The 26322-nt window shown below is 50.1% G+C and carries 46 protein-coding genes and 1 pseudogene; 40 read left to right on the forward strand and 7 right to left on the reverse strand.

Going from position 1 to position 26322, the window contains the following annotated elements; genetic code table 11:
* The 3 genes and pseudogenes from tuf to bfr all read left to right on the forward strand — a co-directional run.
* Positions 1-188 (forward strand): annotated as a pseudogene (tuf, locus tag WB237_RS22755) (elongation factor Tu); the annotation flags it as partial.
* 179 nt (positions 189-367) lie between these two features.
* Positions 368-562, forward strand: coding sequence for a bacterioferritin-associated ferredoxin (bfd, locus tag WB237_RS22760; protein WP_008503493.1), 195 nt, complete (start codon positions 368-370; stop codon positions 560-562).
* A 72-nt stretch (positions 563-634) separates the two neighbouring features.
* Entirely contained in the window at positions 635-1111 is a 477-nt protein-coding gene (gene bfr / locus WB237_RS22765; protein ID WP_008503492.1) for a bacterioferritin, read from the forward strand.
* Here bfr and WB237_RS22770 read toward each other — a convergent pair.
* The gene (locus tag WB237_RS22770) at positions 1095-1568 is read right to left on the reverse strand and encodes a prepilin peptidase (RefSeq protein ID WP_336216667.1); all 474 of its coding nucleotides are present in this window, start codon (positions 1566-1568) and stop codon (positions 1095-1097) included. The genes bfr and WB237_RS22770 overlap by 17 nt on opposite strands.
* Before the next feature lie 380 nt (positions 1569-1948).
* Between WB237_RS22770 and rpsJ the strand changes: the two genes are divergently transcribed.
* The 31 genes from rpsJ (at position 1949) to WB237_RS22925 (ending at position 16778) form a co-directional block, all read left to right on the forward strand.
* On the forward strand, positions 1949-2260 hold the full coding sequence (gene rpsJ, locus WB237_RS22775; RefSeq protein ID WP_001181005.1) for a 30S ribosomal protein S10: 312 nt from the start codon (positions 1949-1951) through the stop codon (positions 2258-2260).
* Between the two features lie 32 nt (positions 2261-2292).
* Positions 2293-2922 (forward strand): 50S ribosomal protein L3, encoded by a 630-nt coding sequence (gene rplC / locus WB237_RS22780; protein ID WP_003863274.1) that lies wholly within the window; start codon positions 2293-2295, stop codon positions 2920-2922.
* A 10-nt stretch (positions 2923-2932) separates the two neighbouring features.
* The gene (gene rplD, locus WB237_RS22785; protein ID WP_000424395.1) at positions 2933-3538 is read left to right on the forward strand and encodes a 50S ribosomal protein L4; all 606 of its coding nucleotides are present in this window, start codon (positions 2933-2935) and stop codon (positions 3536-3538) included.
* Positions 3535-3837, forward strand: a complete 303-nt coding sequence (gene rplW, locus WB237_RS22790; protein ID WP_000617546.1) for a 50S ribosomal protein L23 — start codon at positions 3535-3537, stop codon at positions 3835-3837. Before rplD ends, rplW begins: the two co-directional genes overlap by 4 nt.
* A gap of 17 nt (positions 3838-3854) precedes the next feature.
* The gene (gene rplB, locus WB237_RS22795; RefSeq protein ID WP_000301859.1) at positions 3855-4676 is read left to right on the forward strand and encodes a 50S ribosomal protein L2; all 822 of its coding nucleotides are present in this window, start codon (positions 3855-3857) and stop codon (positions 4674-4676) included.
* 16 nt (positions 4677-4692) lie between these two features.
* Positions 4693-4971 carry a 30S ribosomal protein S19 gene (gene rpsS, locus WB237_RS22800; protein WP_001138117.1) on the forward strand — a complete coding sequence of 93 codons (279 nt, stop codon included), beginning with the start codon at positions 4693-4695 and terminating at the stop codon, positions 4969-4971.
* Between the two features lie 14 nt (positions 4972-4985).
* Positions 4986-5318 carry a 50S ribosomal protein L22 gene (rplV, locus tag WB237_RS22805; RefSeq protein WP_002919773.1) on the forward strand — a complete coding sequence of 111 codons (333 nt, stop codon included), beginning with the start codon at positions 4986-4988 and terminating at the stop codon, positions 5316-5318.
* 17 nt (positions 5319-5335) lie between these two features.
* Positions 5336-6037 (forward strand): 30S ribosomal protein S3, encoded by a 702-nt coding sequence (rpsC, locus tag WB237_RS22810; RefSeq protein ID WP_000529945.1) that lies wholly within the window; start codon positions 5336-5338, stop codon positions 6035-6037.
* 12 nt (positions 6038-6049) lie between these two features.
* Positions 6050-6460 (forward strand): 50S ribosomal protein L16, encoded by a 411-nt coding sequence (gene rplP, locus WB237_RS22815; protein WP_002919759.1) that lies wholly within the window; start codon positions 6050-6052, stop codon positions 6458-6460.
* On the forward strand, positions 6460-6651 hold the full coding sequence (gene rpmC, locus WB237_RS22820; RefSeq protein WP_003863282.1) for a 50S ribosomal protein L29: 192 nt from the start codon (positions 6460-6462) through the stop codon (positions 6649-6651). The genes rplP and rpmC overlap by 1 nt, the downstream gene beginning before the upstream one ends.
* The gene (gene rpsQ, locus WB237_RS22825; protein ID WP_008503489.1) at positions 6651-6905 is read left to right on the forward strand and encodes a 30S ribosomal protein S17; all 255 of its coding nucleotides are present in this window, start codon (positions 6651-6653) and stop codon (positions 6903-6905) included. Before rpmC ends, rpsQ begins: the two co-directional genes overlap by 1 nt.
* 166 nt (positions 6906-7071) lie before the next feature.
* Positions 7072-7443 (forward strand): 50S ribosomal protein L14, encoded by a 372-nt coding sequence (gene rplN, locus WB237_RS22830; RefSeq protein ID WP_002919748.1) that lies wholly within the window; start codon positions 7072-7074, stop codon positions 7441-7443.
* A gap of 10 nt (positions 7444-7453) precedes the next feature.
* Entirely contained in the window at positions 7454-7768 is a 315-nt protein-coding gene (rplX, locus tag WB237_RS22835) for a 50S ribosomal protein L24 (RefSeq protein WP_003863287.1), read from the forward strand.
* Positions 7769-7782: 14 nt separating this feature from the next.
* On the forward strand, positions 7783-8322 hold the full coding sequence (gene rplE, locus WB237_RS22840; protein WP_001096202.1) for a 50S ribosomal protein L5: 540 nt from the start codon (positions 7783-7785) through the stop codon (positions 8320-8322).
* 14 nt (positions 8323-8336) lie between these two features.
* The gene (rpsN, locus tag WB237_RS22845; protein ID WP_003863291.1) at positions 8337-8642 is read left to right on the forward strand and encodes a 30S ribosomal protein S14; all 306 of its coding nucleotides are present in this window, start codon (positions 8337-8339) and stop codon (positions 8640-8642) included.
* Between the two features lie 30 nt (positions 8643-8672).
* The gene (gene rpsH, locus WB237_RS22850) at positions 8673-9065 is read left to right on the forward strand and encodes a 30S ribosomal protein S8 (RefSeq protein WP_006178918.1); all 393 of its coding nucleotides are present in this window, start codon (positions 8673-8675) and stop codon (positions 9063-9065) included.
* A gap of 12 nt (positions 9066-9077) precedes the next feature.
* The gene (gene rplF / locus WB237_RS22855) at positions 9078-9611 is read left to right on the forward strand and encodes a 50S ribosomal protein L6 (RefSeq protein ID WP_003863296.1); all 534 of its coding nucleotides are present in this window, start codon (positions 9078-9080) and stop codon (positions 9609-9611) included.
* Positions 9612-9620: 9 nt separating this feature from the next.
* Positions 9621-9974, forward strand: a complete 354-nt coding sequence (gene rplR, locus WB237_RS22860) for a 50S ribosomal protein L18 (protein ID WP_013099023.1) — start codon at positions 9621-9623, stop codon at positions 9972-9974.
* A 14-nt stretch (positions 9975-9988) separates the two neighbouring features.
* The gene (rpsE, locus tag WB237_RS22865; RefSeq protein ID WP_003863299.1) at positions 9989-10489 is read left to right on the forward strand and encodes a 30S ribosomal protein S5; all 501 of its coding nucleotides are present in this window, start codon (positions 9989-9991) and stop codon (positions 10487-10489) included.
* A gap of 6 nt (positions 10490-10495) precedes the next feature.
* Positions 10496-10675, forward strand: a complete 180-nt coding sequence (gene rpmD / locus WB237_RS22870) for a 50S ribosomal protein L30 (RefSeq protein WP_003863301.1) — start codon at positions 10496-10498, stop codon at positions 10673-10675.
* A gap of 3 nt (positions 10676-10678) precedes the next feature.
* Positions 10679-11113, forward strand: a complete 435-nt coding sequence (rplO, locus tag WB237_RS22875; protein ID WP_003863304.1) for a 50S ribosomal protein L15 — start codon at positions 10679-10681, stop codon at positions 11111-11113.
* 7 nt (positions 11114-11120) lie between these two features.
* Positions 11121-12452, forward strand: coding sequence for a preprotein translocase subunit SecY (gene secY, locus WB237_RS22880; protein WP_003863305.1), 1332 nt, complete (start codon positions 11121-11123; stop codon positions 12450-12452).
* Positions 12453-12483: 31 nt separating this feature from the next.
* Positions 12484-12600: a 50S ribosomal protein L36 gene (rpmJ, locus tag WB237_RS22885; protein ID WP_000868187.1), complete on the forward strand. Its 117-nt coding sequence runs from the start codon at positions 12484-12486 to the stop codon at positions 12598-12600.
* A gap of 146 nt (positions 12601-12746) precedes the next feature.
* Positions 12747-13103, forward strand: a complete 357-nt coding sequence (rpsM, locus tag WB237_RS22890; protein WP_003863308.1) for a 30S ribosomal protein S13 — start codon at positions 12747-12749, stop codon at positions 13101-13103.
* A 16-nt stretch (positions 13104-13119) separates the two neighbouring features.
* The gene (gene rpsK / locus WB237_RS22895; protein ID WP_003863312.1) at positions 13120-13509 is read left to right on the forward strand and encodes a 30S ribosomal protein S11; all 390 of its coding nucleotides are present in this window, start codon (positions 13120-13122) and stop codon (positions 13507-13509) included.
* Positions 13510-13541: 32 nt separating this feature from the next.
* On the forward strand, positions 13542-14162 hold the full coding sequence (rpsD, locus tag WB237_RS22900) for a 30S ribosomal protein S4 (RefSeq protein WP_004868345.1): 621 nt from the start codon (positions 13542-13544) through the stop codon (positions 14160-14162).
* 25 nt (positions 14163-14187) lie between these two features.
* Positions 14188-15177 (forward strand): DNA-directed RNA polymerase subunit alpha, encoded by a 990-nt coding sequence (locus WB237_RS22905; RefSeq protein WP_002919219.1) that lies wholly within the window; start codon positions 14188-14190, stop codon positions 15175-15177.
* A gap of 40 nt (positions 15178-15217) precedes the next feature.
* A complete protein-coding gene (gene rplQ, locus WB237_RS22910; protein WP_001216368.1) occupies positions 15218-15601 on the forward strand; it encodes a 50S ribosomal protein L17 in 384 nt (127 codons plus the stop codon).
* Between the two features lie 107 nt (positions 15602-15708).
* Positions 15709-16077 (forward strand): DUF1992 domain-containing protein, encoded by a 369-nt coding sequence (locus tag WB237_RS22915; RefSeq protein ID WP_336216677.1) that lies wholly within the window; start codon positions 15709-15711, stop codon positions 16075-16077.
* 2 nt (positions 16078-16079) lie between these two features.
* A complete protein-coding gene (zntR, locus tag WB237_RS22920; protein WP_336216679.1) occupies positions 16080-16505 on the forward strand; it encodes a Zn(2+)-responsive transcriptional regulator in 426 nt (141 codons plus the stop codon).
* 57 nt (positions 16506-16562) lie between these two features.
* Entirely contained in the window at positions 16563-16778 is a 216-nt protein-coding gene (locus WB237_RS22925) for an alternative ribosome-rescue factor A (RefSeq protein WP_336216698.1), read from the forward strand.
* On the opposite strand, the gene mscL is transcribed toward WB237_RS22925, so the two are convergent.
* The 5 genes from mscL to def all read right to left on the reverse strand — a co-directional run bounded on the left by mscL (position 16779) and on the right by def (position 21554).
* Positions 16779-17189 (reverse strand): large-conductance mechanosensitive channel protein MscL, encoded by a 411-nt coding sequence (gene mscL / locus WB237_RS22930; protein WP_014072054.1) that lies wholly within the window; start codon positions 17187-17189, stop codon positions 16779-16781.
* 146 nt (positions 17190-17335) lie between these two features.
* Positions 17336-18712 carry a Trk system potassium transporter TrkA gene (gene trkA / locus WB237_RS22935; RefSeq protein ID WP_089600737.1) on the reverse strand — a complete coding sequence of 459 codons (1377 nt, stop codon included), beginning with the start codon at positions 18710-18712 and terminating at the stop codon, positions 17336-17338.
* Positions 18713-18734: 22 nt separating this feature from the next.
* Complete coding sequence (gene rsmB / locus WB237_RS22940) at positions 18735-20021, reverse strand: 16S rRNA (cytosine(967)-C(5))-methyltransferase RsmB (RefSeq protein WP_336216685.1); 1287 nt, start codon at positions 20019-20021, stop codon at positions 18735-18737.
* Between the two features lie 52 nt (positions 20022-20073).
* Complete coding sequence (fmt, locus tag WB237_RS22945; protein WP_336216686.1) at positions 20074-21021, reverse strand: methionyl-tRNA formyltransferase; 948 nt, start codon at positions 21019-21021, stop codon at positions 20074-20076.
* Positions 21022-21044: 23 nt separating this feature from the next.
* Positions 21045-21554, reverse strand: coding sequence for a peptide deformylase (gene def, locus WB237_RS22950; protein ID WP_028018484.1), 510 nt, complete (start codon positions 21552-21554; stop codon positions 21045-21047).
* Between the two features lie 127 nt (positions 21555-21681).
* Between def and dprA the strand changes: the two genes are divergently transcribed.
* The 6 genes from dprA to WB237_RS22980 are packed head-to-tail and all read left to right on the forward strand — an operon-like array spanning position 21682 to position 25465.
* Complete coding sequence (gene dprA / locus WB237_RS22955) at positions 21682-22806, forward strand: DNA-protecting protein DprA (RefSeq protein ID WP_336216690.1); 1125 nt, start codon at positions 21682-21684, stop codon at positions 22804-22806.
* Positions 22778-23251: a DUF494 family protein Smg gene (gene smg, locus WB237_RS22960; RefSeq protein ID WP_008503477.1), complete on the forward strand. Its 474-nt coding sequence runs from the start codon at positions 22778-22780 to the stop codon at positions 23249-23251. Before dprA ends, smg begins: the two co-directional genes overlap by 29 nt.
* 26 nt (positions 23252-23277) lie before the next feature.
* Complete coding sequence (locus tag WB237_RS22965) at positions 23278-23832, forward strand: DNA topoisomerase family protein (protein WP_114980121.1); 555 nt, start codon at positions 23278-23280, stop codon at positions 23830-23832.
* Positions 23825-24397 carry an L-threonylcarbamoyladenylate synthase type 1 TsaC gene (tsaC, locus tag WB237_RS22970; RefSeq protein WP_236921415.1) on the forward strand — a complete coding sequence of 191 codons (573 nt, stop codon included), beginning with the start codon at positions 23825-23827 and terminating at the stop codon, positions 24395-24397. The genes WB237_RS22965 and tsaC overlap by 8 nt, the downstream gene beginning before the upstream one ends.
* Positions 24398-24401: 4 nt before the next feature.
* Entirely contained in the window at positions 24402-25220 is an 819-nt protein-coding gene (gene aroE, locus WB237_RS22975) for a shikimate dehydrogenase (protein ID WP_336216700.1), read from the forward strand.
* A complete protein-coding gene (locus WB237_RS22980; protein ID WP_336216695.1) occupies positions 25217-25465 on the forward strand; it encodes a DUF1488 domain-containing protein in 249 nt (82 codons plus the stop codon). Before aroE ends, WB237_RS22980 begins: the two co-directional genes overlap by 4 nt.
* Here the strand turns inward: WB237_RS22980 and WB237_RS22985 are convergent.
* Positions 25441-25995, reverse strand: coding sequence for a gamma carbonic anhydrase family protein (locus tag WB237_RS22985; protein ID WP_114980125.1), 555 nt, complete (start codon positions 25993-25995; stop codon positions 25441-25443). The genes WB237_RS22980 and WB237_RS22985 overlap by 25 nt on opposite strands.
* Between the last annotated feature and the right edge of the window lie 327 nt (positions 25996-26322).

Raw genomic sequence — 26322 nt, forward strand, 5'->3', positions numbered from 1 at the left:
TCCGTACTACTGACGTGACCGGTACCATCGAACTGCCAGAAGGCGTAGAGATGGTAATGCCAGGCGACAACATCAAGATGGTTGTGACTCTGATCCACCCAATCGCGATGGACGACGGTCTGCGTTTCGCAATCCGTGAAGGCGGCCGTACCGTTGGCGCGGGCGTGGTTGCTAAAGTTCTGGGCTAATTAATTATCCCTGAATAAAAAAAGGACGCTTCGGCGTCCTTTTTTGTTTTCTGCCGCCCAGGCACTGTCACAAAATTTCGCATTTTTTGCCTGCTCCCGCCCCGTATTCTGGCGCCTGTGCTATTGTAATCATAACCATTCTCACTTACACTTTGCGCATATTTTGAACGGGAGTTTTTATGTACGTCTGTTTATGTAATGGTGTCAGTGACAAAAAAATACGCCAGGCCGTTCGCCAGTTTCAGCCACAGTCATTCCAGCAGCTTCGCAAATTTGTTCCAGTGGGAAATCAATGCGGTAAATGCGTACGTGCTGCGCGTGAGATCATGCAAGACGAATTGATGCAGATCCCGGAATACAAAGAGATCGCGTAAGCGCCTATCTTTTTTTTGACATCCCTGTAGCCCGATCTACGCTTCAATGAGTGGAAGCGGAGGGACTATATAATGAAAGGTGATGTTAAAATCATAAGTTATCTCAATAAATTATTGGGAAATGAGCTTGTCGCAATCAACCAGTACTTTCTTCACGCGAGAATGTTTAAAAACTGGGGACTTAAACGTTTGAACGACGTTGAGTACCATGAATCGATCGATGAAATGAAGCACGCTGATAAATATATCGAGCGTATTTTATTCCTTGAAGGCATTCCAAACCTGCAGGATCTCGGAAAGCTAGGCATCGGAGAAGATGTCGAAGAGATGTTGCGTTCTGACCTCAGGCTCGAACTTGAAGGCGCCAAAGATCTCCGTGAAGCTATTGCCTATGCGGATAGCGTCCATGATTACGTCAGCCGCGACATGATGATCCAGATCCTGGCTGACGAAGAGGGTCATATTGACTGGCTGGAAACTGAGCTGGATCTCATCGCTAAGATTGGCCTGCAAAACTACCTTCAGTCGCAGATTAAAGTGGAAGAGTAACCAGCGTCTTCCAGCCAACGCATAAACCCGCAGCTGCCAGAAATGGCCCAAAAGGCAGCGGGTTTTTTATTGCCTCTTTATCAGAGGTGAGTAATGAAAAAACAAGAATGCTAAGTAATGCCATAAGCGCAGCGAGTAATGCCAGGGTTGGCAGTACGCACCAACCATGCCAGGCGCCAAGCGCAGACAGGTATTTAACATCGCCATATCCCATCCCTTCCCGCCGGCAGATAAATCGATAGCCCCAGTAAATAACGGCAAAGCCAAAATATCCTGCCATTGCCCCCACCACCGCACTCGCCAAAAAATCAGGATGGATACAAAGCTGAAAAAGCAGGCCTACCCATAGTAGCGGGCAGAGAAATTTATCGGGAAGCAGTCCGTAGCGAATATCAGCATGGACAAGAAATGCCGTCAGCGAAAAATAGACCAGCAGAAAGGGGAGGGTGGTTAACATGCAAAAGGTCTCAAAGGGGTTTGAGCGCATACTCGTTATAACCTGCTTATCAGGCAATGCACAAAAGCAGCAATTGCGTAGCGGCTCCAGACAAAGATTCGATTAGGAATACATTGCATAAAATGTTGCGCGCCCTTACGCATACTGCGTCTTTGGCGCTTAATTTCTAAACGGCACTTGCGTCTTTCCCAGATTTACGTATAATGCGCGGGCTTGTCGTAATTGACGGCGGGTTCAATCAGAACCAGAGTAGCTCATTTTGTTACTCAACAATGCTCCCAATTGGGGAGCTACGTAAGAACGGTTACACTCTCCCATCAATCGTAATGGGTTTGAGGAGTAATCATTTTCGTTTATAAAATAATTGGAGCTCTGGTCTCATGCAGAACCAAAGAATCCGTATCCGCCTTAAAGCGTTTGATCATCGTCTGATCGATCAATCAACCGCGGAAATCGTCGAGACTGCTAAGCGCACTGGTGCGCAAGTCCGTGGTCCGATCCCGCTGCCGACCCGCAAAGAGCGCTTCACCGTTCTGATCTCCCCGCACGTTAACAAAGACGCGCGTGATCAGTACGAAATCCGCACTCACAAGCGTCTGGTTGACATCGTTGAGCCAACTGAGAAAACCGTTGATGCTCTGATGCGTCTGGATCTGGCTGCCGGTGTAGACGTGCAGATCAGCCTGGGTTAATCAGGTCATCGAGCGATTGAGAGGTTGAAACAATGATTGGTTTAGTCGGTAAAAAAGTGGGTATGACCCGCATCTTCACTGAAGATGGCGTTTCTATCCCAGTAACCGTAATCGAAGTTGAAGCAAACCGCGTTACTCAGGTTAAAGATCTGGCTAACGATGGCTACCGCGCTATTCAGGTTACCACTGGTGCTAAAAAAGCTAACCGTGTAACCAAACCAGAAGCGGGTCACTTCGCTAAAGCTGGCGTAGAAGCTGGCCGTGGTCTGTGGGAATTCCGTCTTGCTGAAGGCGAAGAGTTCACCGTAGGTCAGGACATTAGCGTTGAGCTGTTTGCTGACGTTAAAAAAGTTGACGTAACCGGTACCTCTAAAGGTAAAGGTTTTGCTGGTACCGTTAAGCGCTGGAACTTCCGTACCCAGGACGCTACTCACGGTAACTCCTTGTCTCACCGCGTTCCGGGTTCTATCGGTCAGAACCAGACTCCTGGCAAAGTGTTCAAAGGCAAGAAAATGGCAGGTCAGCTGGGTAACGAACGTGTAACCGTTCAGAGCCTGGACGTAGTACGTGTTGACGCTGAGCGCAACCTGCTGCTGGTTAAAGGTGCAGTTCCGGGTGCAACCGGTAGCGACCTGATCGTTAAACCAGCTGTGAAGGCGTAAGGGGATAGCAATGGAATTAGTATTGAAAGACGCGCAGAGCGCGCTGACTGTTTCCGAAACTACCTTCGGTCGTGATTTCAACGAAGCGCTGGTTCACCAGGTTGTTGTTGCTTATGCAGCTGGTGCTCGTCAGGGTACTCGTGCTCAGAAGACTCGTGCTGAAGTAACTGGTTCCGGCAAAAAGCCATGGCGCCAGAAAGGTACCGGCCGTGCGCGTTCAGGTTCTATAAAGAGCCCGATCTGGCGTTCAGGTGGCGTGACCTTCGCTGCGCGTCCACAGGACCACAGTCAAAAAGTTAACAAAAAGATGTACCGCGGCGCGCTGAAAAGCATCCTGTCCGAACTGGTACGTCAGGATCGTCTGATCGTTGTCGAGAAGTTCTCTGTAGAAGCGCCTAAAACTAAGCTGCTGGCACAGAAACTGAAAGACATGGCTCTGGAAGATGTGCTGATCATCACCGGTGAGCTGGACGAGAACCTGTTCCTGGCCGCACGTAACCTGCACAAGGTTGACGTACGCGATGCGACTGGTATCGACCCGGTTAGCCTGATCGCCTTCGACAAAGTCGTAATGACTGCTGATGCTGTTAAGCAAGTTGAGGAGATGCTGGCATGATTCGTGAAGAACGTCTGCTGAAGGTGCTTCGCGCACCGCACGTTTCTGAAAAAGCGTCTACTGCGATGGAAAAAACAAACACCATCGTTCTCAAAGTTGCTAAAGACGCGACCAAAGCAGAGATCAAAGCTGCTGTGCAGAAACTGTTTGAAGTCGAAGTCGAAGTCGTTAACACCCTGGTAGTTAAAGGGAAAGTTAAACGTCACGGACAGCGTATCGGTCGTCGTAGCGACTGGAAAAAAGCTTACGTCACCCTGAAAGAAGGCCAGAATCTGGACTTCGTTGGCGGCGCTGAGTAAGTCGGAGGAGTAATACAATGGCAGTTGTTAAATGTAAACCGACATCTCCGGGTCGTCGCCACGTAGTTAAAGTGGTTAACCCTGAGCTGCACAAGGGCAAACCTTTTGCTCCGTTGCTGGAAAAAAACAGCAAATCCGGTGGTCGTAACAACAATGGCCGTATCACCACTCGTCACATCGGTGGTGGCCACAAGCAGGCTTATCGTATTGTTGACTTCAAACGCAACAAAGACGGTATCCCAGCAGTTGTTGAACGTCTTGAGTACGATCCGAACCGTTCCGCGAACATCGCGCTGGTTCTGTACAAAGACGGCGAACGCCGTTACATCCTGGCCCCTAAAGGCCTGAAAGCTGGCGACCAGATTCAGTCTGGCGTTGATGCTGCAATCAAAGCAGGTAACACCCTGCCGATGCGCAATATCCCGGTTGGTTCTACCGTTCATAACGTAGAAATGAAACCAGGTAAAGGCGGTCAGCTGGCACGTTCCGCTGGTACTTACGTTCAGATCGTTGCTCGTGATGGTGCTTATGTCACCCTGCGTCTGCGTTCTGGTGAAATGCGTAAAGTCGAAGCAGACTGCCGTGCAACCCTGGGCGAAGTTGGCAATGCTGAGCATATGCTGCGCGTTCTGGGTAAAGCAGGTGCTGCACGCTGGCGTGGTGTTCGTCCTACCGTTCGCGGTACTGCGATGAACCCAGTCGACCACCCACATGGTGGTGGTGAAGGTCGTAACTTTGGTAAGCACCCGGTAACTCCGTGGGGCGTTCAGACCAAAGGTAAGAAGACCCGCAGCAACAAGCGTACTGATAAATTTATCGTACGTCGCCGTAGCAAATAATTTTAGAGGATAAGCCATGCCACGTTCTCTCAAGAAAGGTCCTTTTATTGACCTGCACTTGCTGAAGAAGGTAGAGAAAGCGGTGGAAAGCGGAGACAAGAAGCCCCTGCGCACTTGGTCCCGTCGTTCAACGATCTTTCCTAACATGATCGGTTTGACCATCGCTGTCCATAATGGTCGTCAGCACGTTCCAGTCTTTGTTACCGACGAAATGGTTGGTCACAAACTGGGTGAATTCGCACCGACTCGTACTTATCGCGGCCACGCTGCTGATAAAAAAGCGAAGAAGAAATAAGGTAGGAGGAAGAGATGGAAACTTTAGCTCAACATCGCCATGCTCGTTCTTCTGCTCAGAAGGTTCGCCTTGTTGCTGACCTGATTCGCGGTAAGAAAGTGTCGCAGGCCCTGGACATCCTGACCTATACCAACAAGAAAGCTGCGGTATTGGTCAAGAAAGTACTGGAATCTGCCATTGCTAACGCTGAACACAACGATGGCGCTGACATCGACGATCTGAAAGTCGCGAAAATTTTCGTAGATGAAGGCCCAAGCATGAAGCGCATTATGCCGCGTGCGAAAGGTCGTGCAGATCGCATCCTGAAGCGCACCAGCCACATTACTGTGGTTGTGTCCGATCGCTGAGACTCTGGAGACTAGCAATGGGTCAGAAAGTACATCCTAATGGTATTCGCCTGGGTATTGTAAAACCATGGAACTCTACCTGGTTTGCGAACACCAAAGAATTCGCTGACAACCTGGACAGCGATTTTAAAGTACGTCAGTACCTGACTAAGGAACTGGCTAAAGCGTCTGTATCTCGTATCGTTATCGAGCGTCCAGCTAAGAGCATCCGTGTGACTATCCACACTGCTCGTCCTGGCATCGTTATCGGTAAGAAAGGCGAAGACGTAGAAAAACTGCGCAAGGTCGTAGCGGATATCGCTGGCGTTCCTGCACAGATCAATATCGCTGAAGTTCGTAAGCCTGAACTGGACGCTAAATTGGTTGCTGACAGCATCACTTCACAGCTGGAACGTCGTGTTATGTTCCGTCGTGCTATGAAGCGTGCTGTACAGAACGCAATGCGTCTGGGCGCTAAAGGTATCAAAGTTGAAGTTAGCGGCCGTCTGGGCGGCGCGGAAATCGCACGTACCGAATGGTACCGTGAAGGTCGCGTACCGCTGCACACTCTGCGTGCTGACATCGACTACAACACCTCTGAAGCGCACACCACTTACGGTGTAATCGGCGTTAAGGTATGGATCTTCAAAGGTGAGATCCTGGGTGGTATGGCTGCTGTTGAACAACCGGAAAAACCGGCTGCTCAACCTAAAAAGCAGCAGCGTAAAGGCCGTAAATAAGGAGCGTCGCTGATGTTACAACCAAAGCGTACAAAATTCCGTAAAGTGCACAAAGGCCGCAACCGTGGTCTGGCGCAGGGTACGGATGTTAGCTTCGGCACTTTCGGTCTGAAAGCTGTTGGCCGTGGTCGTCTGACTGCACGTCAGATCGAAGCAGCACGTCGTGCAATGACCCGTGCAGTTAAGCGTCAAGGTAAAATTTGGATCCGTGTATTCCCGGACAAACCAATTACCGAGAAGCCGCTGGAAGTTCGTATGGGTAAAGGTAAAGGTAACGTGGAGTACTGGGTTGCCTTGATCCAACCGGGCAAAGTCCTGTATGAAATGGACGGTGTTCCGGAAGAGCTGGCCCGTGAAGCCTTCGGCCTGGCAGCAGCGAAACTGCCTATCAAAACCACCTTTGTAACTAAGACGGTGATGTAATGAAAGCAAAAGAGCTGCGTGAAAAAAGCGTTGAAGAGCTGAACGCTGAGCTGCTGAACCTGCTGCGTGAGCAGTTCAACCTGCGTATGCAGGCTGCAAGTGGCCAGCTGCAACAGACTCACCTGCTGAAGCAAGTGCGTCGCAATGTTGCACGCGTTAAGACTTTACTGACTCAGAAGGCGGGTGCGTAATGACCGATAAAATCCGTACTCTGCAAGGTCGTGTTGTTAGCGACAAAATGGAGAAATCCATTGTTGTAGCTATCGAACGTATTGTGAAACACCCGATCTACGGTAAATTCATCAAGCGTACGACCAAACTGCACGTACATGACGAGAACAACGAATGTGGTATCGGCGACAAGGTTGAAATCCGTGAATGCCGTCCACTGTCCAAGACTAAGTCCTGGACGCTGGTTCGCGTTGTAGAGAAAGCTGTTCTGTAATACAGTACGCATTCTCAATACGAATAAACGGCTCAGCGATGAGCCGTTTATTTTTTCTACCCATATTGTAGAAGCGGTGTTATAATGCCGCGCCCTCGATATGGGGCTTTTTAACGGCTCTGATTTTAGAGTCTCAGGTAGTAGTTGACATTAGCGGAGCACTAAAATGATCCAAGAACAGACTATGCTGAACGTCGCCGACAACTCCGGTGCACGTCGCGTAATGTGTATCAAGGTTCTGGGTGGCTCGCACCGTCGCTACGCAGGCGTAGGCGACATCATCAAGATCACCATCAAGGAAGCAATTCCACGTGGTAAGGTCAAAAAAGGTGATGTGCTGAAGGCGGTAGTGGTGCGCACCAAGAAGGGTGTTCGTCGCCCTGACGGTTCTGTCATTCGCTTCGATGGTAATGCATGCGTTATTTTAAACAATAACAGCGAGCAGCCTATCGGCACGCGTATCTTTGGGCCGGTAACTCGTGAACTTCGTACTGAGAAGTTCATGAAAATTATCTCTCTGGCACCAGAAGTACTCTAAGGAGCGAATCATGGCAGCGAAAATCCGTCGTGATGACGAAGTTATCGTGTTAACCGGTAAAGATAAAGGTAAACGCGGTAAAGTAAAAAATGTTCTGTCTTCCGGCAAACTCGTCGTTGAAGGTATCAACCTGGTTAAGAAACATCAGAAGCCGGTTCCGGCCCTGAACCAACCAGGCGGCATCGTTGAAAAAGAAGCTGCTATTCAGGTTTCTAACGTTGCAATCTTCAATGCGGCTACCGGCAAGGCTGACCGTGTAGGCTTTAGATTCGAAGACGGTAAAAAAGTCCGTTTCTTCAAGTCTAACAGCGAAACTATCAAGTAATTTGGAGTAGTACGATGGCGAAACTGCATGATTACTACAAAGACGAAGTAGTTAAAAAACTCATGACTGAGTTTAACTACAATTCTGTCATGCAAGTCCCTCGGGTCGAGAAGATCACCCTGAACATGGGTGTTGGTGAAGCGATCGCTGACAAGAAACTGCTGGATAACGCAGCAGCTGACCTGACAGCAATCTCCGGTCAAAAACCGCTGATCACCAAAGCACGCAAATCTGTTGCAGGCTTCAAAATCCGTCAGGGCTATCCGATCGGCTGTAAAGTAACTCTGCGTGGCGAACGCATGTGGGAGTTCTTTGAGCGCCTGATCACTATTGCTGTTCCACGTATCCGTGACTTCCGTGGCTTGTCCGCTAAGTCTTTCGACGGTCGTGGTAACTACAGCATGGGTGTCCGTGAGCAGATCATCTTCCCAGAAATCGACTACGATAAAGTCGACCGCGTGCGTGGTTTGGATATTACCATTACCACTACTGCGAAATCTGACGAAGAAGGCCGTGCTCTGCTGGCTGCCTTTGACTTCCCGTTCCGCAAGTAAGGTAGGGTTACTGAATGGCTAAGCAATCAATGAAAGCACGCGAAGTAAAGCGCGTAGCTTTAGCTGATAAATTCTTCGCTAAACGCGCTGAACTGAAAGCGATCATTTCTGATGTGAACGCTTCCGACGAAGATCGTTGGAATGCGGTTCTCAAGCTGCAGTCTCTGCCGCGTGATTCCAGCCCGTCTCGTCAGCGTAACCGCTGTCGTCAAACAGGTCGTCCACATGGTTATGTGGGCAAGTTTGGGTTGAGCCGTATCAAACTGCGTGAAGCCGCCATGCGCGGTGAAGTACCAGGCTTGAAAAAGGCTAGCTGGTAATTACCAATTGAATCACGGGAGTAAAGACAGATGAGCATGCAAGATCCGATCGCGGATATGCTGACCCGTATCCGTAACGGTCAGGCCGCGAACAAAGTTGCGGTCACCATGCCTTCCGCCAAGCTGAAAGTGGCAATTGCCAACGTGCTGAAGGAAGAAGGTTTTATCGAAGATTTTAAAGTTGAAGGCGACACCAAGCCGGAACTGGAACTTACTCTCAAGTATTTCCAGGGTAAAGCTGTTGTAGAAAGCATTCAGCGTGTCAGCCGCCCAGGCCTGCGCATCTATAAGAAAAAAGATGAGCTGCCAAAAGTTATGGCTGGTCTTGGTATCGCAGTTGTTTCTACCTCTAAAGGTGTTATGACTGATCGTGCAGCGCGCCAGGCTGGTCTTGGTGGCGAAATTATCTGCTACGTAGCCTAATCGGAGGAAAGAATGTCTCGTGTTGCTAAAGCACCGGTCGTTATTCCTGCCGGCGTTGATGTAAAAATCGACGGTCAGGTTATTACGATCAAAGGTAAAAACGGCGAGCTGACTCGTACCCTCAACAAAGCTGTTGAAGTTAAACATGCAGATAACGCTCTGACCTTCGGTCCACGTGATGGTTTCGTGGATGGATGGGCTCAGGCTGGTACCGCGCGTGCCCTGCTGAACTCAATGGTTGTTGGTGTTACCGAAGGCTTCACTAAAAAGCTTCAGCTGGTTGGTGTAGGTTATCGTGCAGCTATCAAAGGGAATGCAGTAGGCCTGTCTCTGGGCTTCTCACACCCTGTTGAGCATCCGCTGCCGGCCGGTATCACTGCAGAATGTCCGACTCAAACTGAAATCGTGCTGAAAGGCGCTGATAAACAGCTGATCGGTCAGGTTGCAGCAGATCTGCGCGCCTACCGTCGTCCTGAGCCTTACAAAGGCAAGGGTGTTCGTTACGCCGACGAAGTCGTGCGTACCAAAGAGGCTAAGAAGAAGTAAGGTAACACTATGGATAAGAAATCTGCTCGTATCCGTCGTGCGACCCGCGCACGCCGCAAGCTCAAAGAGCTGGGTGCAACTCGCCTGGTGGTACATCGTACCCCGCGTCATATTTACGCACAGGTAATTGCACCGAACGGTTCTGAAGTTCTGGTAGCTGCTTCTACTGTAGAAAAAGCTATTGCAGAACAATTGAAGTACACCGGTAACAAAGACGCCGCTGCAGCTGTAGGTAAAGCTGTTGCTGAACGCGCTCTGGAAAAAGGCATCAGCAATGTTTCCTTTGACCGTTCCGGGTTCCAATATCATGGTCGTGTCCAGGCACTGGCAGATGCTGCCCGTGAAGCTGGCCTTCAGTTCTAAGGTAGAGGTGTAAGATGGCTCACATCGAAAAACAGGCTGGCGAACTGCAGGAAAAGCTGATCGCGGTAAACCGCGTATCTAAAACCGTTAAAGGTGGTCGTATTTTCTCCTTCACAGCTCTGACTGTAGTGGGTGATGGTAACGGTCGCGTTGGTTTTGGTTACGGTAAAGCGCGTGAAGTTCCAGCAGCGATCCAGAAAGCGATGGAAAAAGCCCGTCGCAACATGATTAACGTCGCGCTGAACAACGGCACCCTGCAACACCCAGTTAAAGGTGTTCACACGGGGTCTCGTGTATTCATGCAGCCAGCTTCAGAAGGTACCGGTATCATCGCCGGTGGTGCAATGCGCGCCGTTCTGGAAGTTGCTGGGGTTCATAACGTACTGGCTAAAGCATATGGTTCCACCAACCCGATCAACGTGGTTCGTGCAACTATTGATGGCCTGGAAAATATGAATTCTCCAGAAATGGTCGCTGCCAAGCGTGGTAAATCCGTTGAAGAAATTCTGGGGTAATTGACCATGGCAAAGACTATTAAAATCACTCAAACCCGCAGTGCAATCGGTCGTCTGCCGAAACACAAGGCAACGCTGCTTGGCCTGGGTCTGCGTCGTATTGGTCATACCGTTGAGCGCGAGGATACTCCTGCTGTTCGCGGTATGGTCAACGCGGTTTACTTCATGGTTAAAGTTGAGGAGTAAGAGATGCGTTTAAATACTCTGTCTCCGGCCGAAGGCTCTAAAAAGGCGGGTAAACGCCTGGGTCGTGGTATCGGTTCTGGCCTCGGCAAAACCGGTGGTCGTGGTCACAAAGGTCAGAACTCTCGTTCTGGCGGTGGCGTACGTCGCGGTTTCGAGGGTGGCCAGATGCCACTGTACCGTCGTCTGCCGAAGTTCGGCTTCACCTCTCGCAAAGCAGCGATCACAGCGGAAATCCGTCTGTCTGACCTGGCGAAAGTTGAAGGCGGCGTTGTAGACCTGAACACGCTGAAAGCAGCAAACATTATCGGTATCCAGATCGAGTTCGCGAAAGTGATCCTGGCTGGTGAAGTTTCTACTCCGGTAACTGTTCGTGGCCTGCGTGTTACTAAAGGTGCTCGTGCTGCTATCGAAGCTGCTGGCGGTAAAATTGAGGAATAAGTAGCAGATGGCTAAGCAACCGGGATTAGATTTTCAAAGTGCCAAAGGTGGATTTGGCGAGCTGAAACGCAGACTGCTGTTTGTTATCGGCGCGCTGATTGTGTTCCGTATTGGCTCTTTTATTCCGATCCCTGGTATCGATGCCGCTGTACTTGCCAAACTGCTTGAGCAACAGCGAGGCACCATCATTGAAATGTTCAACATGTTCTCTGGTGGTGCTCTCAGCCGTGCTTCTATCTTCGCTCTGGGTATTATGCCGTACATTTCGGCATCTATTATTATCCAGCTGCTGACGGTCGTTCATCCGGCCCTGGCAGAGTTGAAGAAAGAAGGGGAGTCTGGACGTCGTAAGATTAGTCAGTACACCCGTTACGGTACCCTGGTGCTGGCAATATTCCAGTCGATCGGTATTGCTACCGGTCTTCCGAATATGCCTGGTATGCAGGGCCTGGTATTAAACCCAGGCTTTGCATTCTATTTCACCGCTGTTGTTAGTCTGGTCACAGGAACAATGTTCCTGATGTGGCTCGGCGAACAGATTACTGAGCGTGGTATCGGTAACGGTATCTCAATCATTATCTTCGCCGGTATTGTTGCGGGCCTCCCGCCAGCCATCGCCCATACTATCGAGCAAGCGCGTCAAGGCGACCTGCACTTCCTCCTGTTGCTGTTGGTTGCAGTATTAGTATTTGCAGTGACGTTCTTTGTTGTATTCGTTGAACGTGGTCAACGCCGCATTGTGGTGAACTACGCTAAACGTCAGCAAGGTCGTCGTGTCTATGCTGCACAGAGCACACATTTACCGCTGAAAGTGAATATGGCAGGGGTAATCCCGGCGATCTTCGCTTCCAGTATTATTCTGTTCCCGGCGACCATCGCGTCATGGTTCGGGGGCGGGACTGGTTGGAACTGGCTGACAACAATTTCGCTGTATTTGCAGCCTGGGCAACCACTTTATGTGTTACTCTATGCGTCTGCGATCATCTTCTTCTGTTTCTTCTACACGGCGTTGGTCTTCAACCCGCGTGAAACAGCAGATAACCTGAAGAAGTCCGGTGCATTTGTACCAGGAATTCGTCCGGGAGAGCAAACGGCGAAGTATATCGATAAAGTAATGACCCGCCTGACTTTGGTTGGTGCGCTTTATATTACTTTTATCTGCCTGATCCCGGAGTTCATGCGTGATGCAATGAAAGTACCGTTCTACTTCGGTGGAACCTCACTGCTTATCGTTGTTGTCGTGATTATGGACTTTATGGCTCAAGTGCAAACTCTGATGATGTCCAGTCAGTACGAGTCTGCATTGAAGAAGGCGAACCTGAAAGGCTACGGCCGCTAATTGGTCGCCTGAGAAGTTACGGAGAGTAAAAATGAAAGTTCGTGCTTCCGTCAAGAAATTATGCCGTAACTGCAAAATCGTTAAACGTGATGGTGTCATCCGTGTGATTTGCAGTGCCGAGCCGAAGCATAAACAGCGCCAAGGCTGATTATTTCGCATATTTTTCTTGCAAAGTTGGGTTGAGCTGGCTAGATTAGCCAGCCAATCTTTTGTATGTCTGTACGTTTCCATTTGAGTATCCTGAAAACGGGCTTTTCAGCATGGTGCGTACATATTAAATAGTAGGAGTGCATAGTGGCCCGTATAGCAGGCATTAACATTCCTGATCAGAAACATGCTGTGATCGCATTAACTTCGATCTACGGCGTCGGCAAGACCCGTTCTAAAGCCATTCTGGCTGCAGCGGGTATCGCTGAAGATGTTAAGATCAGTGAGCTGTCTGAAGAACAAATCGACACGCTGCGTGACGAAGTTGCCAAATTTGTCGTTGAAGGTGATCTGCGCCGTGAAATCAGCATGAGCATCAAGCGCCTGATGGATCTTGGTTGCTATCGCGGTTTGCGTCATCGTCGTGGTCTGCCAGTGCGCGGTCAGCGTACTAAGACCAACGCACGTACCCGTAAGGGTCCGCGCAAACCGATCAAGAAATAATCGGGGTGATTGAATAATGGCAAAGGCACCAGTTCGTGCACGTAAACGTGTAAGAAAACAAGTCTCTGACGGCGTGGCTCATATCCATGCTTCTTTCAACAACACCATCGTTACTATTACTGATCGTCAGGGTAACGCATTGGGTTGGGCAACAGCCGGTGGTTCCGGTTTCCGTGGTTCTCGCAAATCCACTCCGTTCGCAGCTCAGGTTGCAGCAGAGCGTTGCGCTGAAGCCGTAAAAGAATACGGCATCAAGAATCTGGAAGTTATGGTTAAAGGTCCGGGTCCGGGTCGTGAATCTACTGTTCGCGCTCTGAACGCCGCTGGTTTCCGCATCACGAATATTACTGATGTGACTCCGATCCCTCATAACGGTTGTCGTCCGCCGAAAAAACGTCGCGTATAACGCTCGTTTTTTAGGTTAGTTGGAGATAGAAAATGGCAAGATATTTGGGTCCTAAGCTCAAGCTGAGCCGTCGTGAGGGCACCGACTTATTCCTTAAGTCTGGCGTTCGCGCGATCGATACCAAGTGTAAAATTGAACAAGCTCCTGGCCAGCACGGTGCGCGTAAACCGCGTCTGTCTGACTATGGTGTGCAGTTGCGTGAAAAGCAAAAAGTTCGCCGTATGTACGGTGTGCTGGAGCGTCAGTTCCGTAACTACTATAAAGAAGCAGCACGTCTGAAAGGCAACACGGGTGAAAACCTGCTGGCTCTGCTGGAAGGTCGTCTGGACAACGTTGTATACCGTATGGGCTTCGGCGCTACTCGTGCTGAATCACGTCAGCTGGTTAGCCACAAAGCAATCATGGTAAACGGTCGTGTTGTTAACATCGCTTCTTATCAGGTTAAAGCGAATGACGTTGTTAGCATTCGTGAGAAAGCGAAAAAGCAATCTCGCGTGAAGGCCGCTCTGGAGCTGGCTGAGCAGCGTGAAAAGCCAACCTGGCTGGAAGTTGATGCTGGCAAGATGGAAGGTACGTTCAAGCGTCAGCCAGAACGTTCTGATCTGTCTGCGGACATTAACGAACACCTGATCGTCGAGCTTTACTCCAAGTAAAGCTTAGTACCAAAGAGAGGACACAATGCAGGGTTCTGTGACAGAGTTTCTAAAACCGCGCCTGGTAGATATCGAGCAAGTGAGTTCGACGCACGCCAAGGTGACCCTTGAGCCTTTAGAGCGTGGCTTTGGCCATACTCTGGGTAACGCACTGCGCCGTATTCTGCTCTCATCGATGCCGGGTTGCGCGGTGACCGAGGTTGAGATTGATGGTGTACTTCATGAGTACAGCACCAAAGAAGGCGTTCAGGAAGATATCCTTGAAATCCTGCTCAACCTGAAAGGGCTGGCGGTGAGAGTTCAGGGTAAAGATGAAGTTATTCTTACTCTGAATAAATCTGGCATTGGCCCTGTGACTGCAGCCGACATCACCCACGACGGTGATGTTGAAATCGTCAAGCCGCAGCACGTGATCTGCCACCTGACCGATGAGAACGCAGCTATTAGCATGCGTATCAAAGTTCAGCGCGGTCGTGGTTATGTGCCGGCTTCTGCCCGAATTCATTCGGAAGAAGATGAGCGCCCAATCGGCCGTCTGCTGGTCGACGCATGCTACAGCCCTGTAGAGCGTATTGCCTACAATGTTGAAGCAGCGCGTGTAGAACAGCGTACCGACCTGGACAAGCTGGTCATCGAAATGGAAACCAACGGCACAATCGATCCTGAAGAGGCGATTCGTCGTGCGGCAACCATCCTGGCAGAACAACTGGAAGCTTTCGTTGACTTACGTGATGTACGTCAGCCGGAAGTGAAAGAAGAGAAACCAGAATTCGATCCGATCCTGCTGCGCCCTGTTGACGATCTCGAATTGACTGTCCGCTCTGCTAACTGCCTCAAGGCAGAAGCTATCCACTATATCGGTGATCTGGTACAGCGTACCGAGGTTGAGTTGCTGAAAACGCCGAACCTGGGTAAAAAATCTCTTACTGAGATTAAAGACGTGCTGGCTTCACGTGGTCTGTCTCTGGGCATGCGCCTGGAAAACTGGCCACCAGCTAGTATTGCTGACGAGTAACCGGATCACAGGTTAAGGTTTTACTGAGAAGGATAAGGTCATGCGCCATCGTAAGAGTGGTCGTCAACTGAACCGCAACAGCAGCCATCGCCAGGCTATGTTCCGCAACATGGCAGGTTCACTGGTTCGTCATGAGATCATCAAGACGACCCTGCCTAAAGCGAAAGAGCTGCGTCGCGTAGTTGAGCCGCTGATTACTCTTGCCAAGACTGACAGCGTTGCTAATCGTCGTCTGGCATTCGCCCGTACTCGTGATAACGAGATCGTGGCAAAACTGTTTAACGAACTGGGCCCGCGTTTCGCGAGCCGTGCCGGTGGTTACACTCGCATTCTGAAGTGTGGCTTCCGTGCAGGCGACAACGCGCCGATGGCTTACATCGAGCTGGTTGATCGTTCAGAGAAAGCAGAAGCTGCTGCAGAGTAATCTGCAGTAACGTAAAAAAACCCGCTTCGGCGGGTTTTTTTATATCCTGTATATCCCCACTTCTCTACAATGTCTGTATCAAATCTGTTCTTTCCCTGGAGCTGATAATGTGGTTGCTCGATCAGTGGGCAGAACGCCATATTCGCGATGCCCAAAAAAAAGGTGAATTTGATGATCTTCCAGGAAGTGGCGCTCCCCTTGTGCTGGAAGACGATTCGCACATCGCGCCAGAATTACGTGCAGGATACCGATTACTGAAAAATGCAGGTTGTCTTCCTCCTGAACTCGAACAGCGCAGGGAGGTGGTTGAGCTTGCTGATCTACTCAGAGGTATCCGTCAGGACGATCCTCGACATTCTGAACTTACCCGTCGGCTCGCATTGATTGAACTCAAGCTTCGCCAGGCTGGAATGAATACTGATTTTCTGCACGGTGAATACGGCGAAAGATTGATGCATAAAATAAACGAGGAATAGTTATGTACCGTATCGGTGAACTTGCAAAGCTCGCGAACGTAACACCGGATACCATCCGATACTATGAAAAGCAGCAGATGATTGATCATGAAGTTCGCACTGAGGGTGGTTTTCGCCTTTATACCGATAACGATCTACAACGTCTGCGCTTTATTCGTTATGCGCGTCAGCTTGGTTTCACACTGGATTCGATCCGCGAGTTATTATCGATCCGTATTGATCCGGAACACCATACCTGCCAGGAGTCGAAGAGTATTGTTCAGGCCCGCCTGGATGAGGTTGAAGCGCGCATTCAGGAGTTGCAGGCTATGCAGCGTTCTTTACAAAGGCTGAATGACGCTTGCTGTGGAACGGCGCACAGCAGCATCTATTGTTCAATTCTGGAAGCCCTTGAACAGGGGGCCAGTGGAGAAATGGCGGGCAGTTGATTTTTTGCCCGCCCGGATCTAGACTTCCGTCGACATTAACCATGCTCAGGAGAAATGATGAGCCGCTATCAGCATACGAAGGGAAAAATCAAAGATAACGCTATTGAAGCTCTACTACACGACCCGCTCTTCAGACAGCGCGTCGAGAAAAGTAAAAAAGGGAAGGGAAGTTATCTGCGTAAAGACAAACATGCAAAACGGGGTAACTGGGAGGCCAGTGGCAAACAAGCGGATCGCTTTTTTACCACTGGCCTTCTTGCTTTTAGTTTCTGATCAAGAGCGATTATTCTGCTCTTTTAACAGATCGCGAATCTCTGTCAGCAATACTTCTTCTTTTGTTGGTGCTGGCGCTGCTGCAGGTTCTTCTTTTTTACGATTTAACTTGTTGATAAGCTTGATGGCCATAAAAATGGCAAACGCCACAATCACGAAGTCGAATATGTTCTGAATGAACACACCGTAATGCATTACGACCGCCGGGACATCGCCCTGCGCATCCCGAAGCGTGACGGCAAATTGTTTGAAATCAATGCCCCCGATTAATAACCCCAACGGCGGCATGATAATGTCGGCTACTAATGATGAGACGATCTTACCGAATGCCGCACCAATAATGACACCCACTGCCAAATCTACTACATTCCCGCGCATCGCAAATTCGCGAAATTCTTTAATAAAACTCATTATGTTCTCCTTGTGCCAGCTGACGATTATAAGTTTAACAAATGATTAGCTATTTGCCATTGGGGATAAATAATCGTTATGAAAAATAAAAGGCATGTTAAATAGAGGGATTATGTTCAGGTGCTCTTTGAGGAGCACCTGAATGATTACAGGAAGAATGGACTTGGCTGGAACAGGCGTTCGACATCGGTAATAAATTTTTTATCGGTAAGGAACATAATAACGTGGTCCCCTTGCTCGATACGTAAATTATCATTGGCAATCATGACATCATTCCCACGTACCACGGCCCCGATAATTGTCCCCGGTGGAAGTTTAATCTCATCAATGGAACGCCCCACAACGCGTGATGTGGTTTCATCGCCATGAGCTACGGCTTCAATGGCTTCTGCCACGCCGCGACGCAGAGATGAAACGCCGACAATATCCGCTTTGCGAACATGGCTCAGGAGTGCGGAAATGGTCGCTTGCTGTGGCGAAATGGCGATATCAATGACACTCCCCTGAACAAGGTCAACATAAGCCCGGCGCTGAATAAGCACCATCACCTTTTTTGCCCCCATCCGTTTGGCGAGCATGGCCGACATAATATTTGCTTCATCGTCGTTGGTGACGGCAATAAACAGATCAACCTGATCAATATGTTCTTCAGCCAGTAGTTCCTGATCCGACGCATCGCCATAAAATACGATCGTGTTCTGCAACTTTTCTGCCAGTTCAGAAGCTCGTTGCTGATCGCGTTCGATCAATTTCACGCTGTAATCTTTTTCCAGTCTACGCGCCAGGCCTGCACCGATATTGCCACCACCGACCAACATAATACGTTTATATGGCTTCTCGAGACGCTGAAGTTCACTCATCACTGCGCGAATATGCTGAGAGGCCGCAATAAAGAAGACCTCATCGCCGGCTTCAACAATCGTGGAGCCTTGGGGACGAATCGGTCTGTCGTGGCGGAAAATGGCTGCGACACGAGTATCAATATGCGGCATATGCTCACGCATTGTGGAGAGCGCATTGCCGATTAATGGCCCACCGTAATAAGCCTTAACCACTGCAAGACTCACTTTACCTTCGGCAAAGTTCACTACCTGCAGTGCGCCAGGATATTCGATCAGGCGATAGATATTGTCGATAACCAGTTGTTCTGGCGCAATGAGATGGTCAATCGGTACTGCTTCTGAATTGAACAGTTTCTCTGCATCACGAACATAGTCAGGAGAGCGAATGCGCGCGATTCGGTTTGGTGTGTTGAAAAGTGAGTAAGCCACCTGACAAGCAACCATATTGGTTTCGTCAGAGCTGGTTACTGCAACCAGCATGTCGGCATCATCGGCCCCCGCTTCACGAAGGACTCGCGGATGCGAGCCGTGACCCTGCACAACACGAAGGTCAAACTTGTCCTGCAACACGCGCAGCCGATCGCCGTTGGTATCAACAATTGTGATGTCGTTGTTTTCGCCAACCAGGTTCTCTGCCAGCGTTCCACCAACCTGTCCTGCGCCCAGAATGATTATCTTCATATCTCGTGACCTGTTCTCAACATCACTCTTTGATTAGCTTAGCGTAAAAGAAGCCATCACCCTCTTCTGTACCTGGCAGGTTCTGCTGACCGGGGCATTCAGGTGTCCCCGTATCTCTTAACGCAGCGTCCGGGGTACGTTTAAGGAAAGCCGCAATTTGCTGGCTGTTCTCTTCCGGAAGTATGGAACATGTCGCATAGACTAGTGTTCCGCCAGGTTTCAGATGTGGCCAGATGGCATCAAGAATGTCGGATTGCAGCTGGGCAAGTTCCTTAATATCACGGTCACGACGCAGCCACTTAATATCCGGATGACGGCGAATAACACCGGTTGCTGAGCAGGGGGCGTCCAGCAAAATCCGATCAAATTCCGTCTCGCCACACCATTCTGCAGGTTTGCGCCCATCACCTTGCTTAACCTGCGCCTTCATACCCAGACGTTTCAGGTTGTCGTAGACGCGTGAAAGACGTTGTTCATCAACGTCCACTGCCAATACGCTGGCCTGAGGCGCAACTTCCAGAATATGCGTGGTTTTGCCTCCTGGCGCGGCGCAGAGATCGAGGATCTGCTCTCCATTTTTGGGTTCAAGCCAGGTCATGCAACCCTGGGCAGAGGCATCCTGTACAGTTACCCAGCCTTCGTCAAAACCGGGTAATGCATGTACCGGTGCAGGCGATGCTAAACGTACGGCATCAGGATAGGCGTCATGTGTGAAGCCGTTCATTCCAGCCTCTTCAAGCAAGGCCAGCCAGGCATCGCGAGAATGATGATTGCGATTCACGCGCAACCACATTGGTGGGCGCTGGTTATTGGCTTCGGCAATGTCCTGCCACTGCTGCGGATAAGCTTTTTTCAGGCGATTCAGAAGCCATTCCGGGTGCAGGAAACGTGTTTCACTTTGAGCAAACTCAGCAAGAAGCTCTTCCTGCTGTCGCTGGAACTGACGCAGTACTCCGTTGATCAGACCTTTCAGTTGGGGACGTTTGATCGCAACAGCACCTTCCACTGTCTCAGCCAGTGCGGCATGAGGTGGAATACGGGTATGAAGAAGCTGATAGAAACCTACCATAATCAAATAATGTACGGTACGTTGCTTGCCGGTCATTGGCCGCGACATCAGCTTATTAATCAACCACTCAAGCTGAGAGAGTGTGCGCAGGACGCCAAAGCAGAGCTCCTGAAGCAGGGCTTTGTCTTTATCAGAGACTTTTTGTTGCAGTGGAGGCAGGACGTTACTCAAAGACTGGCCCTGCTCGATAACCTGCTCAACGGCCTGAGCCGCCATACTGCGTAGATTTTGTTTTTTCATAACCGTAAAAATAAAAATGCCCGGAAACTCCGGGCCTTAAGAATAAATTTGTTCAGGCAAGGCGATTGCCAGGGATAAACCATTCGCGACGGGAATTTAACAGGTCCTGAGCACTCATAGCTTTCTTACCGGCTGGTTGCAGCGATTCAAGATTCAGGATCCCTTGCGCGGTCGCCACCTGGATACCGTTCTTGCTGGCATCAATAATCGTACCGGGTTCAGCCGTGGTATTACCGCTAATGACGGAGGCTTTCCAGACTTTCACTGGCTGCTCATCGATCTCCATCCAGCTCATTGGCCATGGATTAAACGCACGAATGCAGCGTTCGAGTTGAGCCGCTGACAGGGTCCAGTCTATTCGCGCTTCTTCTTTGCTCAGCTTTTCGGCATAGGTGATCAGCGCTTCATCCTGAACTTCAGGTTGCGCCGTATTATCCGCAAGCTGTTGCAGCGTCTCGATGAGGCCCTGAGGGCCAAGGTCCGCCAGCTTGTCGTACAGCGTTGCGCTGGTGTCTTCTGCGGTAATTGGGCAGGCGAGTTTATACAGCATGTCGCCAGTGTCTAAACCTACGTCCATCTTCATGATAGTGACGCCAGTCTCTGCATCACCTGCCCATAAAGAACGCTGGATAGGCGCGGCGCCACGCCAGCGAGGCAGCAGAGAACCGTGCACATTTACACAGCCCAGGCGAGGCATATCAAGCACAGCTTTTGGCAGAATTAAACCGTAAGCCACTACCACCATCACGTCGGCATTCAGGTCAGCAACAAGTTGCTGGTTTTCCGGTGAACGTAGGGAGGCTGGCTGGAATACAGGCAATCCATGTTCTTCAGCCAACACTTTTACCGGGCTTGGCATCAGCTTTTTGCCACGGCCAGCCGGACGATCTGGTTGAGTAAATACGCCCACAACCTGGTGACCAGAAGATAACAGCGCGTCAAGATGACGCGCTGCAAAATCAGGTGTTCCTGCAAAGATAATACGTAGCGATTTAGACACGTTATTCCTTGTATCCCGGGATGTTATGCACGAGAGCGCATACGATCCAGTTTCTCTACTTTCTGGCGAATACGCTGTTGTTTCAGTGGTGAGAGGTAATCGATAAACAGTTTACCGACCAAGTGATCCATCTCATGCTGAATACAAATCGCCAGCAGGTCGTCTGCTTCCAGCTCGAACGGATTACCGTCACGATCCAGAGCGCGAATTTTCACTTTTTCGGCACGCGGCACTAAAGCGCGCTGTTCCGGAATGGACAGACAGCCTTCCTCAATACCGGTTTCGCCACTTTTTTCAAGCAACTCAGGATTGATCAGCACCAGACGACCATCGCGATTTTCAGAAACGTCGATCACGATAATGCGCTTGTGAATGTCCACCTGAGTCGCCGCAAGGCCAATGCCTTCTTCGGCGTACATGGTATCGAACATATCATCTACGATACGCTGAATTTCTGCATTCACTTCTTTAACCGGTTCAGCGACGATGCGAAGGCGCTCGTCCGGAATATGTAACACTTGCAAAACTGCCATAAATTTCCAGAGTCGTGTTCAGGAGTTGATAACAATAATACCTCTATTCTAGACAAATCCCCCATTGATTGACAGCATCAGTGACCAATCGCAATGATTGCGGAGGCCGCTTATGGCAGGGGAAAGGATGACATCTAGCGAGATATGGTTACGGTTAATACATACAGGGTCTCTTTGTGGCGATAAAATGCTGGAAGCCGCTGCACGGCTACAGAAGCAGACTAACCTGGATGTTCCTGTTCTCAGAAACACCGGACTGACAGCAAAGCAAGCTGAACGGTTCTTTGCTCAAGATGAAAGTGGGCTGGAACGCAGCCTGAAGTGGCTTGAGCAGCCGGGCAATCATTTATTGACGGCGCGTGATCCGCTTTATCCTCCCTTGCTTCGAACTATTCCTGATTATCCGGGGGCGTTATTTGTAAAAGGCAACCCTGAGGCGCTTAACACTATCCAGTTGGCTGTTGTAGGTAGCCGCGCACCGTCATGGTACGGCGAGCGATGGGGGAGGATTCTGTGCGAACAACTTTCACAAAGTGGGTTCACGATCACCAGCGGGCTGGCCTGTGGTATTGATGGCGTTGCCCACAACGCTGCGCTGTCAGTAAAAGGCTGTAGTGTAGCCGTGTTGGGGAACGGTCTTTTTAGCATTTATCCCCGTCGGCATCAGGCTTTGGCTATGCGTCTCATCGAATCTGGCGGTGCGATAGTGTCTGAGTTCCCCCTTTCGGCGCAGCCCAGACCAGCAAACTTTCCTCGTCGTAATCGAATTATCAGCGGGTTAAGCCAGGGGGTATTCGTGGTTGAAGCGGCACTGCGAAGCGGCTCGTTGGTCACAGCTCGATGCGCGCTCGAACAGGGGAGAGAAGTTTTTGCCTTGCCCGGCCCAATAGGTAACCCCGGATGTGAAGGGCCGCACTGGCTGATAAAGCAAGGTGCAACACCGGTAACGGAAGTAGGGGACATTCTTGAAAATTTGCAATATGGGTTGCAATGGCTACAGGAAGATCCCGAAAAGCGACAATATTCATCAGATCAGGGAAAGGTGGCATTGCCATTTCCCAAGCTCCTGGCTAACGTAGGAGATGAGGTAACACCTGTTGACGTTGTCGCTGAACGTGCCGGCCAACCTGTGCCAGTAACGGTAGCACAGCTACTCGAACTGGAGTTAGCAGGGTGGATCGCAGCTGTACCCGGCGGCTATGTCCGATTAAGGAGGGCATGCCATGTTCGACGTACTGATGTATTTGTTTGAGACTTACATCCATAACGAAGCAGAAATGCGAGTGGATCAGGACAAATTGACACAGGATCTTACCGATGCGGGGTTTGAGCGAGAAGATATCTATAATGCGTTGATGTGGCTGGAAAAGCTGGCTGATTATCAGGAAGGCCTCGCCGAACCTATGCAGCTTGCTTCTGACCCATTGTCTGTACGCATCTATACCGCTGAAGAGTGTGAAAGGCTGGACGCCAGTTGCAGGGGATTCATTTTATTCCTTGAGCAGATTCAGGTGCTAAACCTCGAAACGAGAGAAATGGTGATAGAGCGCGTCATGGCGCTGGATACTGCAGAATTTGAACTGGAAGACCTCAAATGGGTGATTCTGATGGTTCTGTTTAATATCCCGGGCTGTGAAAATGCCTATCAGCAGATGGAAGAATTACTCTTTGAAGTGAATGAAGGTATGCTGCATTAATTCAATATGCAGCACCAAGAGTTGTTATGGCCAAATCAGCACTATTCACGGTGCATAAAAATGAGCCCTGCCCGCAGTGCGGGGCTGAACTTGTTATTCGGTCCGGGAAACACGGCCCGTTTCTCGGTTGTTCACAGTATCCGGAATGTGATTATGTCCGTCCCCTGAAAAGCCAGGCGGACGGACATATCGTTAAAATTCTGGAGGGACAGTTTTGCCCTCTCTGCGGCGGCGAGTTAGCGCTGCGTCAGGGGCGTTTCGGCATGTTCATTGGATGTAGCCGTTACCCCGAATGCGAACATACAGAACAAATTGATAAACCGGATGAAACGGCTATTGCTTGTCCTCAATGCCAACGTGGGCAACTGGTACAGCGTCGTTCTCGTTTTGGTAAGACCTTCCATTCTTGTGATCGCTACCCTGAATGCCAGTTCGTTATCAATTTCAAACCGGTAGCGGGCGTCTGCACTCATTGCAATTATCCGCTACTTATTGAGAAGAAAACGGCGCAAGGTATGAAACGCTTCTGCGCCAGTAAACAATGTGGAAAGCCGGTTTCGGCGGATCAAAATAGTGAATAATAACCTGCCATCAGGCTCCATTGCGCATGCGGTGGATGTCCTGAAAAACGAAGAAGTCATCGCCTATCCAACTGAAGCTGTCTTTGGGGTCGGTTGCGATCCTGACAGCGAGACGGCCGTTGGCCGATTACTGGCACTCAAACAGAGGCCCGTCGAAAAAGGGCTGATTTTAATCGCTGCCAATTATGAGCAACTAAAGCCTTATATTGATGATTCCATGCTAACACCGGCTCAGCGGGAGACTATTTTCTCCGCGTGGCCTGGGCCTGTGACCTTTGTTTTTCCGGCCCAACCTACGACACCCCGCTGGTTAACCGGAAAGTTTGATTCACTCGCCGTCCGCGTCACTGACCATCCGCTGGTGGTGGAACTGTGTCTGGCGTTTGGCAAACCGCTGGTCTCAACCAGTGCCAACCTGACCGGGCTGCCTCCGTGCCGAACAACTGAAGAAGTACTGGCGCAATTCGGGAGTGATTTCCCGGTAGCATTGGGTGAAACGGGTGGTCGACTGAATCCGTCGGAAATCCGCGACGCTTTGACCGGCGAACGTTTTCGCCAGGGGTAATATGATGGAAGCTTATGCTGTTTTTGGTAACCCGATAGCGCACAGTAAGTCACCCTGGATCCATCAGCAGTTTGCTGACCAGCTCCAGATAGTTCATCCCTATGGCCGCGTGCTGGCACCTGTTGACGCATTTGTTCCGACCCTGAATGCTTTTTTCGACGCGGGCGGTAAAGGTGCAAATGTGACGGTACCTTTTAAAGAAGAAGCTTTTGAACGCGCGGATGAACTGACTGAACGTGCTTCTCTTGCCGGTGCCGTGAATACGCTAAAACGGCTTGAGGATGGGCGGTTGCTTGGCGACAACACGGATGGTATCGGGTTGCTTAGCGACCTGGAAAGACTGTCATTTATTAAACCGGGTTTTCGAATTCTACTGATAGGCGCGGGCGGGGCTTCTCGTGGCGTACTGCTTCCTCTTTTATCTTTTGATTGTGCTGTGACGATTACCAACCGCACTTTTTCCAGAGCAGAAGCGTTAGCGGGGTTGTTCGTACATACCGGCAGTGTAAGCGCAGTTGCGCTTGATGATCTGGCAGGTCACGAGTTCGATCTGATCATTAATGCCACCTCTAGTGGCATCGGTGGCGAAGTTCCGGCGATCCCTTCTTCACTGGTGAGTCACCACATCTATTTCTACGACATGTTTTATCAGAAAGGGAAGACACCTTTCCTGAACTGGTGTGAACAACACGGTGCGAAACATCTGGCGGATGGACTAGGCATGCTGGTGGGGCAGGCGGCGCATGCAGTGCTGCTTTGGCACGGAGTGTTACCAGCGGTCGAACCGGTGATTGAAAAGCTGAAGCAGGAACTGACTGAGTGAACCAGGCAATTCATTTTCCTGACAGAGAAGTCTGGGATGAGAGCAAACATGCTGTCTGTTTTCCGGTGCTGGTGCACGGGATGCAATTGACCTGTGCGATCGACGGAGAAACGCTGTTGAGTCGCTTTGGTGGTTCTAATCCACTAGACGTATTTTGTGAAAATCGCTGGGATCTTGAAGAAGAAGCCAGCGATTTGATCCGCGATCAACAGGAAGACGATCAGGGCTGGGTCTGGTTGTCCTGAGCCAGATACTCATCTTTCCATTTCACATAGTTATTCGCTGAGTATTTCAACCCTTCTATTTCCGCCTCTTTTAAGGGGCGGATCTGTTTCACCGGGCTACCTAAATAGAGATAACCGCTTTCCAGACGTTTGTTTTGCGGGACAAGGCTTCCGGCGCCAATCATTACGTCATCTTCTACTATCACACCATCCAGCAAAATCGAACCCATCCCCACAAGTACCCGATTACCGATAGTGCAGCCGTGAAGCATCACTTTATGGCCGACGGTAACATCCTCTCCAATGATGAGGGGATTGCCCTCCGGGTTGTATGAAGATTTGTGTGTGACATGCAAAACACTTCCATCCTGAATATTGGTACGGGCACCAATCGACACGAAGTTGACATCCCCCCTGATGGCGACAAGTGGCCAGATACTGACGTCAGCGGCAATTCTCACATCACCAATGACCACGCTGCTGGCATCGATCATCACGCGATCGCCTTTTTTGGGGAACAGATCTTTATAAGGACGTAATACTGCGGGCATATCTACCTCTATGGATGAGCGCTATACAGAAGACTTTGATCATATTATTGGATCGAGGCAAGGTAAAATGCGTCAATATTTAAGCAGATCGGGTGGGTTTTCAGCGAAAAGCGCGGAAAATCGACAGTCGGAAAAAAAGATCCAAAAAGTACTTGTGCTAAAAAATGGGATCCCTATAATGCGCCTCCATCGACACGGCGGATGTGAATCACTTCACAAACAACCCGGTCGGTTGAAGAGAAAAAATCCTGAAATAACGGGTTGACTCTGAAAGAGGAAAGCGTAATATACGCCACCTCGCAACGGTGAGCGAAAGCCGCGTTGCAA

This window comes from Enterobacter sp. P82 (genome assembly GCF_037053385.1).
GTDB lineage: Bacteria > Pseudomonadota > Gammaproteobacteria > Enterobacterales > Enterobacteriaceae > Enterobacter.